Genomic DNA, 14,576 nt, shown 5'->3' on the forward strand with positions numbered 1-14,576 from the left:
TGCTGCGGTTATTTTCGCCGTTTTGTTATTACTTACTTTTCCAGGCCTGCCGAAGATCGAGTAACGTCGGATATTCAGGATTGATCAGATTTATGGGTGTATCGGCCTTCAAATTCTTTTTGTGCTCCGCTACAAACCGTGAAATCGTTGGTGTTGTTTTTACCGAAATCGGCACCGTATCCTGCTGCGAGGGCGTATGTCCAAAATTCCAGAACCGACTGATGCGACGCGACTCCGCTTCGTAGCTATTTACCGGATACGTATCAAAACTACGACCTCCGGGATGAGACACAAAGTAGGTACAGCCACCCAGTACCCGATTGTTCCAGGTATCCACAATATCAAATACCAGCGGCGCGTCTACGCCGATTGTCGGGTGCAGTGCCGATGGCGGATTCCAGGCTTTGTAGCGAATACCCGCCACAAACTCGCCTTTGATGCCCGTACTGCGAAGCGGCACCCGGCAACCGTTACAAACGAGAATATGACGATCCTGTACAATTCCGGTCAGTTTTACCTGCAAACGTTCGAGCGACGAGTCCACGAAGCGGGCCGTGCCGCTATTGGCCAACTCTTCTCCCAATACGTGCCAGGGTTCAATTCCCAGCCGGATTTCGAGCTGCATGCTGTCTACCTGAATAGTGCCATAGTGCGGAAAGCGGAATTCAAAGAAAGGATCAAACCACGAAATATCGAAGTTATAACCCGCCGCTTTAAGATCGTTGACCACGTCAATCATGTCGAGGTAGGCAAAATGCGGCAGCAAAAAACGGTCGTGAAGCTCTGTGCCCCAGCGAATTAGCTTTTTCTTATAAGGTTCTTTCCAGAACTTAGCCACCAACGCCCGCACGAGCAGGTTTTGTACCAGGTTCATGTGTTTGTGCGGGGGCATATCAAAAGCCCTGAATTCTAAAATCCCCAGCCGTCCGGTAGACGAATCGGGCGAGTAAAGTTTATCAATACAAAATTCTGCCCGGTGGGTATTTCCGGTGATATCTACCAGAAGATTTCTAAAAATTCGGTCCGTCATCCAGAATGGTACTTCACCCGATTCCGGTATTTGGTCAAAGGCAATTTCTACTTCATACAACCGCTCGTCGCGTCCCTCGTCGATGCGTGGCGCCTGACTCGTGGGCCCGATAAACGAACCCGCAAAAAGGTAACTCAAAGCCGGGTGATGCTGCCAGTAAGTAATCAAACTTCGGAGCAAATCCGGCCGGCGCAGAACCGGGCTATCGGCTGGTGTGGCCCCGCCAATTGTCACGTGGTTCCCTCCGCCCGTACCCGTATGCCGGCCATCGACCATGAACTTTTCGGTGCCCAACCGCGCCAAAAACGCCTCTTCGTAAAGTGCTGTCATGTTGTCGACAATCTCCTGCCACGATTTTGCGGGATGAATATTTACTTCAATTACACCCGGATCCGGGGAAACTACCAGTTTCTGCATACGGTAATCTGACGGTGGTGTGTAGCCTTCAATCCGAACGGGAATCTGCAATTTTTCTGCCGTTGCCTCAATCGACGCAATCAGGTCGAGGTATTGTTCGAGGTAATCAAGCGGCGGCAGGAAGAGGTACAAAATTCCATCCCGCACTTCTACACAAATAGCTGTCCGAATGGTTTCTATTTCAAATAAAGGAGTTTTTTCTTCCTTGTCTTTTTTGGGCGTAGAGCGGGTCAAATCATAAGGCAACGACTGTGTCGGTTGCTTTTCTTCGTCATGCGAAAATTCCTCTTCGTAGCGGTCGTTCACCGTTTGTTCATAATTGCCTAGTTCCGGCAGGTCATCAAACAAGCTGCGTTCAATGGGCTGTGGCGTTTTTTCTTTGGTCACAAACGGAATGGACTCCAACGGCAAACGCAAACCCACGGGTGAGTTGCCCGGAATCAGGAAGCAATGCCCCCGCCGAAACTCCCAGGGATGACTCTGCCAGGTGTCTTTTTCCGTATTCCATCGCAGCGGAAGCACGTAGCCAACGGGCGTGTTGAGACCTCGTTCCAATACGCTTGCCAGTGTACGTCGCTCTACCGAATCCGACAAATCTACCGAAAGCGGATCCAGATTTACGGGAATTTTACCTTCTTCCAGCGCCCAATAGAGCGGGTCTTCGTAGACTGCCGACAGAGCCGCCGGGTTTACGTTCAAATATTTCATCAACTCATCCGAAAACCGTTTGGCATCCTCATGCGAGAATCCATTATCGGTTTCTTTGGCAATCAGCGCATCGTTTTTCCAAATCGATTTGCCATCGTTGCGCCAGTATAGCGCATACTGCCAGCGCGGAAATGGCTCACCGGGGTACCACTTTCCCTGTCCAAAATGCAGCAGGCCACCGAAGGCAAAACGGTTTTTGAGCCGCAGAGCCAGGTCGTAGGAAAGCTTCCGTTTCAAGGCTCCATCGGCTACCGAATTCCACTCCGCCGATTCAAAATCATCAATAGATACAAAGGTTGGCTCGCCGCCCATCGTCAGGCGCACATCGCCCCGAATCAAATCATTTTCAACCACTTGCCCTACCTGCATTACCTGCTGCCATTGCTCGTCGGTGTAAGGCTTGGTCACGCGCGGATCTTCCAGAATGCGAAACACCCGATTTTCAAAATCAAAACTTACTTCACAGCGATCCATGGCACCCGTTACGGGCGCAGCGCTGCTATAATGCGGTGTGCAGCAGAGCGGAATATGTCCCTCGCCGGCAAAAAGCCCGGAAGTTGGATCCAGACCAATCCAGCCGGCACCGGGTACATACGCTTCGGCCCAGGCGTGCAGGTCGGTAAAGTCCTGCTCAGGTCCCGACGGGCCGTCGAGCGATTTTATATCGGGCGTAAGCTGCACCAGATAGCCCGACACAAAACGGGAGGCAATGCCCAGATTCCGAAGGATTTGTACCAGTAGCCAGGCGGAGTCCCGGCACGAGCCGCTGAGGGTGGTGAGTGTATCTTCACAGGTCTGCACGCCCGGCTCCATTCGGATATTATAGCTGATGTCGGCATTGAGCTGCTGATTGAGTCGTACCAGAAAATCCGTAATTCTAAGTTTATTAACGCCGCCATGTTTTGCCAGCCAATGGGCTAGTTTGGGGCCTGTTTCCTCTTTTTCAAGGTAAGGCACCAGCTCTTTCTGCAATTGGGCATCGTAGCTAAATGGGTATTCTTCGGCATATTCTTCCACAAAAAAATCAAAGGGATTGATCACCTTCATTTGGGCAATCACTTCCACTTCTATGCGTAATTCGTTGGTTTTTTCAGGAAAAACTACCCGCGCCTGATAGTTCCCGAAAGGATCCTGCTGCCAGTTGATGAAATGATTTTCGGGAAAAATTTTGAAGGTATAGCCTTCAATTGGTGTTCGGGAATGAGGCGCAGGACGCAATCGAAAAATGTGGGGGGTGAGGTTCACAAACCGATCGAAGGTGTAGGCGGTTTTATGAGAAATAGCAATTTTTATTGACATAATGATATAATTATAATTTATTTGGTCAAAACAGAGAGTTGCAAAATATTCTACGTCATTCGTTTTTCAAAAGAAAACTTTTAATTGTTAATAAAAAAACGGTTTCAACATTTTCACGTTTCACAGGGCTGCACCCTGTGCTCATGGATTTCGCCCTTGCAGGGATGGGATTGGTTTTGTCATTTCTCGTATTTCCTATTGGTCAACAGGGCTGCACCCTGTGCTGATGGATTTCGCCCTTGCAGGGATGGGATTGGTTTTGTCATTTCTCGTTTTTCCTATTGGTCAACAGGGCTGCACCCTGTGCTAGTGGATTTCGCCCTTTCAGGGCTGGGATTGGTTTTGTCATTTCTCGTATTCCCATTGGTCAACAGGGCTGCACCCTGTGCTCATGGATTTCGCCCTTGCAGGGATGGGATTGGGTTGGTTTTAATATTTTCAATAAACTATCGCTTCCAAATGTCTGTTTGGGGAGTAGTGGAAAGGTTTTTTCTACGGGTATTCTACATTACCATTTCATCTAACTAACATTTATAATGAGTACAGAACAAAAAACAGCCTTGATTACCGGAGGCTCAAAAGGCATTGGATATGGCATCGCCGAGGTATTGATTAAGGAAGGAATTAAGGTAGCTATCACGGCCCGTACCGAAGAACAGGTTGAAGAAGCAGCAGCGGCTTTAAACGCTATTCGTGAAGGTTTTGCGTTGGGAATTGTGTCGGACGTGCGACAGCTTTCTTCTCAAAAAGAAGCCGTTGCAACCGTTCTAGGGGCCTGGGGGCGTTTGGATTATTTTATTGCCAACGCCGGTGTGGGCCACTTTGCTACGATTCAGGAGATGACTGAGGAAGAGTGGAACGATACCATTGATATTAATTTAACCGGAGTTTTTTATAGCGCCAAGGCGGCTTTGCCTGCGCTCAAAGAAACCAAAGGATATTTCATTACTATCGCCAGTCTTGCCGGAACCAACTTTTTCCCGAAGGGATCTGCCTACAACGCCAGTAAATTTGGCCTCGTCGGGTTTTCGCAAGCCATGATGATGGACGTGCGGCAGGAGGGCATCAAGGTAACTACCATTATGCCCGGCTCCGTCGCTACTTATTTTGGAGGCCATACGCCGGACGAAAAGGATGCCTGGAAAATTCAGCCCGAAGATATTGGACAATTGGTTTCAGATTTGATCAAAATGCCTGCCCGTACGCTGCCGAGTAAGGTAGAAGTTCGGCCTTCGATGCCGGGTAAATAATTTTGAATATCACTTTGTTAAGCCTTGCCGAAGTTTCAGCAGGGCTTTTTTTGTTTCACACACGCCAGCGATGCCACCCAAGCCAGGCGGCAACTAATAATCCTGCCGCCAAAAGTGCTAGTGGAATATGGTACAAAATCGCCAGCGTTAGCACAATGAATCCTGCAAAAACAGGATAAATACTAGTTTCAAATAAAACAGCTTTGCGGTAGAGTTGCACGTAGTAGAGCACTACGCAGCCAACGCCCAGGAGGTTGAGTTGCAGAATGTCCATTCCTGAAAAACGTGTACCATAGCGATAGATCAACAGGGTTTCGGGCAAAAGGCACAGCATACTTACCACCAGCATTTCAATCAATCGACGATTGGCCGAGCGTGGCAGGTTACGGGTCCACCGCCAGATTTCGTAATTCCAGTGATATATTTCGTACAAAAGGCCGCAATTGAGCAAATACGCCAGGGTAAATCCCACCGCCGGAAGCCGCAAATCGTAAGTGCCTGTGCTGTCGTATACCAAAGCGGCGGTCATCGCCAGAAAAACTCCTGTTTTGGAAATCAGCACAGTTATTCCACGCTCCCGTAGCAGCCATTCGAGTGTCCAGAAAATCCAGTTTTTGGGTCTTGGGAATGGTAAAAACCCGCCTGCCCGACTTTTTTGAGCATGTGCTCCCGGATTCCGGAGACGCCACACCGCCAGCAAAACCAGCAATGCATTTAGCCCAAACAAGAAAAATGAAAGCGGCAAGGTAGCATTCAGTATTTTTTCCTGAATACTGATCAGGGTAAGATAAAAGGCATACAAAATAAGCGGAAGATGCAACCCAAATGCCATAACAGACAACCTCCATAAAAGTATTTTTGCAGGTAATAGTCGAAGGTGATAGATGAACAGGTAGCGGGCTTGTGTCCATAGCTGTTGTACGTAATATCCTGCAAAAAAAGAATACAACAACCAAAGGCCGAGCAGGTAGGTCATGCCGTTGGGATCTTTTAAAAAGAAAAGCGCAAATGCATAGTGCTCACGGCTGGAAAGAAATCCAAAAAGCACAAAAAGTATGACCAGAAAAAGGCCTGCGTGCTGTCGGTAATATTCCCGTACAGTGGATAGTAACAGCACCTTCATACCGGGAGAGGAACCAACGTTCGGTTTTGAAGTAAAAAGCCACCAGACAGCGGTAGATCCGCCGGATCAAAGGGTTGGTGGGACGATAGTAAGAACGAGACGCCGCGGCTGTGGTACTTTTTGATGAGCAAAAAAAGTGCACTTCGGGCCTCCTGATCAATGGTTATGAGTGGTTCGTCCAGGATAATCAGGCCGGGCTGTCCCAGAAAAGCGAGCGCAAGCGACGTTTTCTTGACCATACCACTTGAACAGGCACCCAAAGGCTGGCTCAGGAAGTTAATTCCCAGTGCCTGAACGAGTTCTTCCAGTTGACCGGGCGGACTCTTTTTTGCCTCTGCTACAAAATGCAAAAGGTCAGCAGGCGTAAGAAACGAAGGATAGAGCGGTTCGGCTTCGCCAATATTTACGCGCAACCGGTACAAAATCGGCTGTTTTTTCTGGTCAATGGAATCGTCCAGCACGACCGTTCCTTCAAACGGGAGCATGCCCGCCAAAATTCGAAAAAGGGTAGATTTTCCGGCCCCATTCTCCCCCTGAATCCAGAATATGCCCGCAGGAATCTGCCAGGTATCAATGGCCAAAACGGCATGACTACCATAGCTTTTGTTTAGCGCTGTAAGTGCAAGTTTCACCGAATTTGCATATATAAATAACTGATATACAAAGTAGTTCAATTTTTCAGTGAGAGAAAAACAATCTGCAATTAATTTTAAAAAATAGTAGATTTGTACAAATAAAAACCCAAATCTGTTCAGTCATGGAACGCCTTATCACGTACTTTGAAACGATCCCATCCAGCCATCGCAGCGCTATTTTGGTAGGAGGCATCACCCTCTTTTGGCTCATTGAAAGCGCAGCGCCGCTATTTCGGTTCCGATACAACAAATGGAAACACGCAGGACTCAATATCTTCTTTACCCTTACGACCATCATCATCAATTTTGCAATGGCGTTTATTTTGGTAAAAGCCAGCGATTGGGCCGTTCAAAACAGTTTTGGGATTCTGGAATGGTTGCCCACGCTCCCGCTGTGGGCCTTCGCTCTGACGGGCCTTTTGCTTCTTGATTTGATTGGTGCGTGGTTTGTTCATTGGACCGAGCATAAAGTGAAGTGGATGTGGCGGTTTCATTTGATCCATCATTCAGATACACAGGTTGATACTACTACGGCAAACCGCCATCATCCGGGCGAGAGCGTTTTTCGGTTCGTATTTACAACTGCCGCTGTGGTACTTGTTGGCGCACCTATGTGGATGGTATTTTTGTATCAGGCTTTATCAGTTGCACTTTCGCAGTTTAATCATGCCAACATAGAACTTCCCAAATCAGTGGATTCGATTCTAAGCTGGTTTTTGGTAACGCCCAACATGCACCACGTGCATCATCATTACGTGCAGCCGTACACAGATACCAATTACGGGAACATCTTCTCTATCTGGGACCGGCTCTTTGGTACTTTTGCCCAACACGAGGGCCACAAACTTGTATACGGCATTGATACGCATCTGGAAGCAGAAGAAAATACCAATCTTGGAAATTTACTCAAAATCCCGTTTCAGGCTTATCGTCCGCCGGTAGGAAGTAAGTTTTCGGAAGAATCCTTTTCTTCATCTATTTCATCCGAAAAAAAGCAGGCAACAAGCGCTTAAAAATTCCAGTAAAGCGGTTTTTGTGGAGTTCTATATAAGCTTTGTACGCAGGTGGTGCAGGGAGCAGGAAAGCCGGGCACATCGGGTAGATCGGGCGGGCAGTTCACAATTTCTGAATTGCGGCGGTCCACTACGTGCGCTTTGCGGGAAATACCCACCGCACTAAAAAATCCAAGTACCTGCTCATCAGGATCGCTCAGGCAGGTTATATTTCCGGGCACTGCCGAAGGAGCTACGTCAAAAACGCCGCCGGTGTTTTGCAAAAGCTGACGAACGGTTTTCCAGAATACGTACGAGTCCCGCGAAAGGGCCTGCTGCTCTACTTCCAGATAGTACCGGTCGCGACAACCGACGGGCACCGTTCCGACCTGTTTCCGTGAAATCTGTTTACCATTGATGAGCGCATCGTTGGCCACATTGATGCAATTCACGCCTGTACATCGAATAATGTCCCAGCAATCGCCGCAACACGAAACACGGTAGAGGGGATTCCCGAAGCGGTCGTTGATGGAGCCGCAGGTTCCGACAAGTTTATAATGCAGGAAATTCCAACGGTAATAATTTCCATTTTCAATCGGATCTTTCGTATCAATGTAGACATTCCAACCACCCAAACGACTTTGATTGGAGAGTGCGTCAATTTCCTGAAAAGGTTCGTCGTAAACACGGTCAATTTCGCCCGCATCCCGAATTAATTCGGGCTTTGATTCATATTTTTTTCCATCAATCTCCATATGTAGCTGATACGTGCGCCCCGTTTCTCCTTGCAGATTTTGGGTTTTATACAAACCCGATTCGGGCACTTCCAGCAGATTTTCCCGATTTCCGGCATCGTCGGTTATGTAAACCACGGCGTTCTTTATACCAATACTATATCCGGCAAATGAGTAGTTGGCGGGCCGCACGAGCTGAATTGTGTAGGGTCCGGGCTCATTGGAAATAAAACCCTGCACAACCACGGCATCGGGCTGTTCTTTAAAGTCGGGTTCAAAAGGTGTAATGCAACTAACGAGCGCCAACAAGCTCCACGTCAGGGCTTTGACAAAAACAGGTGAGAATAATTTATTTATTTTTTTCACGATAGATTCAAGATATATAGTCAACGCAGCCAGATTCTTAGGCTTGGTTTTTCTTCTATTTTTTATTTAAAACTTAAAATTATAGGTCAAAGAAGGAAAAATTGAGGCGAAGATAGAGAGCTTGTAGGCCTCGGTTGTGGCATAAGGACGCAGGCTGTAAAATACTGAAAAGGCATTTTTGCGGGCATATACATTATACAACGAAAAAACCCAGCTGCTTTTCCACCTTCGGTCGGGTCGTAGTTCGGGATTTTGGTCAAAGGTGATGGAAAAGTCAAGCCGGTGGTAAGCCGGAATACGGTCCTGATTTCTGTTGAGATAAATGGGTACATTGGCCCCAAAAATGGTCGGTTCGAACAGCGTGTACCTCCCGTACGGAAAAGTAGCCGGACGTCCGCTGCTTAGCGTAAAGTTAAAAGCCAAAGTTACCATCAGATTTGGGCGAAAAATTGCCATGGTATTGAGCGTATGCGGCCGATCAAAATTGGCCGGGTACCAGTTTCCGTTGTTGATGCGTTCTTCGGGGAAGGCTCCGTTCATTTGCAGAAACGTACGCGCATACGTGTAACTCACCCATCCAGTCCAGAATCCGGTGTTTTTCTTAGCCATCAATTCCAGCCCGTAGGCACGGCCATCGCCCTGTAAGACAGCGGTTTCGAGTGCGGGATTCAGCACAATATCTGCACCATCCTTATAATCCAGCACGTTTTGAAGTTGCTTGTAATATACTTCGGCAGAGGTTTCAAAACGATTATTTTTGAGATTCCGAAACAATCCCAGCGAAACCTGATCCGCAATTTGGGGCCGAATGTAGGGGCTACTGCTCGTCCAGCGAGCGGTCGGCAGAGCTGCGGTTGTATTGGAAATCAGGTGAATGTATTGCCGCATGCGGTTGTAGCCCATCTTGACAGACATGGCAGGACTAAGCGCCCATCGCAACGCCGCCCGGGGTTCCAATCCGCCATAGGTTTGAATGACATCCCCGTTTTGGTAGACTTCCGTTTCAGTAATCACATCTTCGGCCAACGGCTGATTTGGGGCATATTGGTAAAAAGAAGCGGGACCAAGACGCATAAACAACGAATAACGCAAGCCCAATACAACCGACACTTTCTGTGACAGTTTCCACTCATCTTCCACATAAGCAGCGGCTTCAATTGATTTTTCACGTTCAATATCAAGCGCCTGCACGTTAGAAAACGGTCCGGGAGTGAGGGTATTGGGCGCAATGCCATAGCCAATGATTCCACCCCCAGCCATCCACTGATGTCGGTCGTTGGTTTTGTTGCTATACTGTACTTTGATATTTTGGTACAACACGGATGACACCAAATCCAGGGCATTGGCCGAGTCCGGCACGGTGGTAGTGGCCCGGTAGCGCGACAAAACCGCCGCTGCCTCCCAGACTACCTTGTCTCGCACATCAAATTGCCAGCGCAAAGTTCCGCTTGTGGTGCTGTATCCAAACAAAGAAGAAGAGGCGTTGACATCCACGGTTGACAAAGAATCGGATGGAATTTTGAAAGTATCATTGCTGACATAGCCTGTAAACGTCAACTCGTGGCGATCATTGATGATCCAGTACCATTTGTTGGTAATATCATAAAAATTGGCCTTCGTTCCTCGTAACGGAATCGGGCCGATTTTGAATAGAAAATCATTAAATGAAGCTCTAGCGGCAATAAGCGTAGAAAGTTTTCGGGAAACTACGGGTCCTTCAAGAGTCAGGCGGCTCGACACCAGGCCAATGCCTCCGCTGCCAGAGAATTTTTCAGAATTGGGGTATTTCAACCGAACGTCCAGCACAGACGAGGCCCGCCCGCCATATTGAGCAGGTACGCCTCCGCGTTGCAGGGTCACATCCCGCACGGCGTCCTGATTAAAAACCGAAAAGAAACCAAACAGGTGCGAGGTATTAAAAATCGGGGCGTCGTCCATCAGCACCAGGTTTTGGTCAATGCTCCCGCCACGTACATTGATACCCGTAGTGCCCTCTCCTACCGTCGTCACGCCGGGCAGCATCAGCAGGCTGCGCATCACGTCGACTTCGCCCATGAAGGCCGGGATTTTTTGGATGCTGCGAATATTCAGTCTCGAAGCGCCGATTTCTACCTTCTGCACATTTTCTTCGGGCTTTCCGGTCGTGACGGTCACTTCATCCAGAAATTTGGTGTCTTCTTCAAGCTGAACTTCCAGGCTCATTTGGCCCACAGGTAATTCTATCTCTTTAAAGAGCGGCTTGAAACCAATTGAACTGAATTTTATGGTGTGTTTTCCGGCTTTTAACGCCATGAAATAAAATCCGTTTTTATCGCTTTGTGCACCCCGGCGTGTTTCCATGGCAAACACCGATACGCCGCTCATTTTTTCGCCGGTTGCGGCATTTGTTACATTCCCAAAAAGTCCGGCAGCGTCGGTCCCCTGTGCCTGTACAGCGAGCTGAAAACCCATTAAAATAATCAGAGGAAAGATCCAACGCATAGGCTATTGTTTAGGTGTATTAAAGTTTCTTTTACAAGATTGTGTTAACTGGTTTCTACTATTTTCTGATTTATTACAACACGTTCACATTCACAGGGCTGCACCCTGTGCTAGTGGATTTCGCCCTTTCAGGGCTGGGTTTTGATTCTTTTTATTCCTTCGTTTCCTTACACAGGGCGATACCCTCTGCTAGTGGATTTCGCCCTTTCAGGGCTGGGTTTTCGCAATTTTCGGAAGATTAATCTGTCAATTATATGCGCCTTTTGGCAAGATATGCCTCCATTTCCTGTAATGACAGGGCATTAAAAGTCATGGTTTTGGGAAGACCGCCTTTTCGGGCAACCGCTACGCCGTAGTGCATATCATAGTATCCGTCCATTTCGTGCGCATCGGGATTGATGCTAAGCTGAACCCCTTTTTCGAGGCAATATCGAATCCAGCGCCAATCCAGATCCAGGCGCCAGGGGCTCGCATTGATTTCGATCACCACACCATGAGCCGCACAGGCATCAATAATCACCCGATGATCAATTGGATAGCCGTCCCGAGAAAGCAAAAGTCGGCCTGTGGGGTGTCCCAGAATCGTTGTATAGGGATTTTCGATGGCACGCAGCAATCGTGTGGTCGCTTTTTCCAGCGTCATGCTCAGGTTGCTGTGTACAGATGCCACCACGTAATCGAACGTTGATAAAATCTCAGCCGGATAATCCAGCGAGCCGTCACCCAAAATATCCGATTCAATCCCTTTCAGAATTTTGAATGGTTTGGTGGAAGAATCCTGTGCGTAGGCAGCATTTAGCTGCTCAATTTCCCTTTGCTGTTCCAGAACTCTTTCTGCTTTTAGTCCATTGGCATAGGCGGCAGTTTGGGAGTGGTCGGCAATGCCCAGATACTCGAAGCCCAGCTCGCGGCAAAAATCCGCCATTTGTTTGAGACTATGCTGACCATCCGAATAGGTGCTGTGATTGTGTAGAATTCCTTTGAGATCCTGCCAGGTTACGAGCGCATCGGTAGTATATTTTTGTGCCCATTCGAGTTCATTATGCCCTTCTCTCATTTCAGGGACGATGAATGGGAATCCGGCTTTTTTATAAATATCTTCCTCAATATCAATGGGCTCCGTTCGGGCTATTTGCAGAAGCGAGCGCCCTTCGGCGTTTGTCAGGGCGAGGTGAGCTTCGGCACTGCTTTGTAAAAACCGCTCGGCTTCCATGCGCAGCGGGGGCACGCAGGCTAGTTCTACCGCAATTTCGTGATCCGCCATTTTGCCCCTCCACACAAAGGGCGTTGAGTTCTTTTTGTCCTGAATCAGAAAATCAAGTGTAGCCAACGTAGCCTGTACAGCCACGGGTGAGTCGTGGGCAATCAGCAAAAGTAAGGTATCAACGGTTTCAGTTTTGCGGCGAAGTTGTCCGGCTATTTCTATTCGGTCAAAGTACTTTTCGAGTGATTCGAGGAGCTGTGTCCCCAGCATTTCGGCCTTATCCATTCGCAATTTTCCGGCCTGACTCCGCATAAATGCCAGCGAATCCAGAATCTTCTGCTGTGTACTTCCTCCAAAACCTTTCAGGGCCGCAATGCTACCATTTTGGCACGCAATTTCGAGTTCGTGCAGGGATTCAATGCCCAACTCCCGCCACAAAACGGCAATTTTCTTGGGGCCAATTCCCTTGACCTGAAACATTTCCAGCACGCCGGGAGGGGTTTGTGCCAGCAGGTCATTCAATTCCTGAATCGATCCTTTTTCTACCAGTTCTCGTATTTTTTCGGCTACTTTTTTACCAACACCCTGTAAAGCAACAAGATCGCCGAACGCAAGTTCGGCGATCTGTTGATTTACCAATTTATCCAGATTAAAAGCGGCTACTCCATACGCCCGCACTTTAAAAGAATCAGCTCCGTGCAGTTCCAGCAGGCGGGCGGTCAGTTCAAGCGTATCTATAATTTCAGAATTAGTCATGCGATTTCGGGTCTAAGGCTTCTACATTTCTGCAAATATAGCCCGAATTCACATACTACTTATCCCACCACACTTTTGTATCAAGCTCATCGGCCCCCATCCGGCTGATAGCCGCCTGCACATTGGTACTGTTCACCGAAATCTCGGAATTGGGATAGGTTAAACGATTGATAAAATCAGTTGAAATTCCTTTTCCGGGAAAAGGATTTGGCGTTAAAACCGGAAAATTGCTTCGACGAAAATTAGCAAAGGCCTCGGGACCGTTCATCAGAGACGCCACCCAATATTGCGTATTGATTTGTTGCAAACCGTTGGACGAATCGTACGGATGAGCTGCCAGATAGGCGGCAATATCTGCCTCCGGAATTGCCGAAGCAGCATCGTAAAGCGCCATTTGCTCCATGTGAGCCCGAACTCCATTGGTAAAAAATGTAGCCGCAGATCCTTGTACCCAACCCCGTTGTACAGCCTCAGCCACGTGAAGGCTCGTTTGGGCATACGTTACCAAAAACATAGGGCTTTGCTGTTTGGCCAGCCGGGTGCGGTCCAGCTGACTATAATCGTAGAAACTTGCCAGACCATCGGCTTGTGCACGAGCCACAATGCCGCTATTGTCAAAACCCAGTGGCATACCAATCTGAACGGCAGGATCGATAGATGCCCGAGCTGGCACCTGCTGCGGCCCGGAGGCAGCACCTACGTAGCGGGTTGCGATGGATTTCAGCCGGGGATCATTATTCATTTTCAAATAGTTAACAAAAGGTGCGGCCAGGTAGTAATTATTGGCTTCGGTCGCATTGAGTGTTCCGCCCAGGGCATTGGTATAGTTGGCATTGTGCTGCACCACGGCGTTGTCATTGTTGGCCTGCATGACGCCACCCTGAACGGCTCGCTGAACGGTTTGCTGAGCTAATGTTGGGTTTGCTGCCGATAGCCGCATACCAGCTCTCAGCAATAGCGAAAAGCCAAATTTTTTCCATTTGTCCACATTTCCTGAGTACAAAACATCCGCAGTTTCTACGGTTTTGGAAGCATCCAAAGCGGCCGAAGCTTCGGTCAATTCTTTGATTATATCGGTATAAATGGCTTCCTGTCCGTCATACACTGGTAAAACAGCTTGCTCTGAAAAGCCTTTTCCCGCCTGGAAATAGGGAATATCTCCGTACGAATCGGTCAAAACCATAAATCCATAGGCCTGAAAAATACGCGCCATGTGGTACAGATTGGAACGCGACGGATCCGAAGAAGTAACCCGGATAATATCTGCCGTATTTCGAATCACCGAGCGGTAGTAGCGCTGCCAGATTTCCTGAGTCACGTTGCGGTTGTCCTGATTAAAATTAGCTCCCGCCAATACACCCGAGTTGGGCGTAACGATTTGCTGCACAATACCCATGTCATACACCAGAATTCCGCCCGGAAAAGATGCATTGATGACAGCGTTATTGAGTAAAAAAACCGGATTCAGCGTAGTAGCAGCAGTTCGGTTGGTATTCATTTCGTCAAATCCTTCGTCGCAGGAAGTAGACAAAAGTCCCAGCCCGAACAACAAGGTAAAAGTTAGTATCTTTTTCATAGTAA

General features: G+C 48.2%; 9 protein-coding genes. 2 read left to right on the forward strand and 7 right to left on the reverse strand.

The window, feature by feature from the left end; translation table 11 throughout:
• Window positions 1-28 precede the first annotated feature (28 nt).
• Window positions 29-3,454, reverse strand: a complete 3,426-nt coding sequence (locus tag EZE20_RS19110; protein WP_132120680.1) for a transglutaminase family protein — start codon at window positions 3,452-3,454, stop codon at window positions 29-31.
• A 536-nt stretch (window positions 3,455-3,990) separates the two neighbouring features.
• On the opposite strand from EZE20_RS19110, the gene EZE20_RS19115 reads away from it, so the two are divergent.
• The gene (locus EZE20_RS19115) at window positions 3,991-4,704 is read left to right on the forward strand and encodes an SDR family oxidoreductase (RefSeq protein WP_132120682.1); all 714 of its coding nucleotides are present in this window, start codon (window positions 3,991-3,993) and stop codon (window positions 4,702-4,704) included.
• A gap of 55 nt (window positions 4,705-4,759) precedes the next feature.
• On the opposite strand, the gene EZE20_RS19120 is transcribed toward EZE20_RS19115, so the two are convergent.
• The gene (locus EZE20_RS19120; RefSeq protein WP_132120684.1) at window positions 4,760-5,827 is read right to left on the reverse strand and encodes a hypothetical protein; all 1,068 of its coding nucleotides are present in this window, start codon (window positions 5,825-5,827) and stop codon (window positions 4,760-4,762) included.
• A complete protein-coding gene (locus EZE20_RS19125) occupies window positions 5,824-6,459 on the reverse strand; it encodes an ABC transporter ATP-binding protein (RefSeq protein WP_132120686.1) in 636 nt (211 codons plus the stop codon). Before EZE20_RS19125 ends, EZE20_RS19120 begins: the two co-directional genes overlap by 4 nt.
• A 125-nt stretch (window positions 6,460-6,584) precedes the next feature.
• On the opposite strand from EZE20_RS19125, the gene EZE20_RS19130 reads away from it, so the two are divergent.
• Window positions 6,585-7,475, forward strand: a complete 891-nt coding sequence (locus EZE20_RS19130) for a sterol desaturase family protein (RefSeq protein WP_132120688.1) — start codon at window positions 6,585-6,587, stop codon at window positions 7,473-7,475.
• On the opposite strand, the gene EZE20_RS19135 is transcribed toward EZE20_RS19130, so the two are convergent.
• The 4 genes from EZE20_RS19135 to EZE20_RS19150 all read right to left on the reverse strand — a co-directional run bounded on the left by EZE20_RS19135 (window position 7,472) and on the right by EZE20_RS19150 (window position 14,571).
• A complete protein-coding gene (locus tag EZE20_RS19135) occupies window positions 7,472-8,554 on the reverse strand; it encodes a DUF4249 domain-containing protein (protein ID WP_165933527.1) in 1,083 nt (360 codons plus the stop codon). The two genes, EZE20_RS19130 and EZE20_RS19135, sit on opposite strands and share 4 nt — an antisense overlap.
• A 66-nt stretch (window positions 8,555-8,620) precedes the next feature.
• A complete protein-coding gene (locus tag EZE20_RS19140) occupies window positions 8,621-11,035 on the reverse strand; it encodes a TonB-dependent receptor (protein WP_132120692.1) in 2,415 nt (804 codons plus the stop codon).
• A 250-nt stretch (window positions 11,036-11,285) separates the two neighbouring features.
• Window positions 11,286-12,995: a PHP domain-containing protein gene (locus tag EZE20_RS19145; RefSeq protein WP_132120694.1), complete on the reverse strand. Its 1,710-nt coding sequence runs from the start codon at window positions 12,993-12,995 to the stop codon at window positions 11,286-11,288.
• 55 nt (window positions 12,996-13,050) lie between these two features.
• Entirely contained in the window at window positions 13,051-14,571 is a 1,521-nt protein-coding gene (locus EZE20_RS19150) for a SusD/RagB family nutrient-binding outer membrane lipoprotein (protein ID WP_132120696.1), read from the reverse strand.
• Window positions 14,572-14,576 lie beyond the last annotated feature (5 nt).

This window comes from Arundinibacter roseus, assembly GCF_004348825.1.
Lineage (GTDB): Bacteria > Bacteroidota > Bacteroidia > Cytophagales > Spirosomataceae > Arundinibacter > Arundinibacter roseus.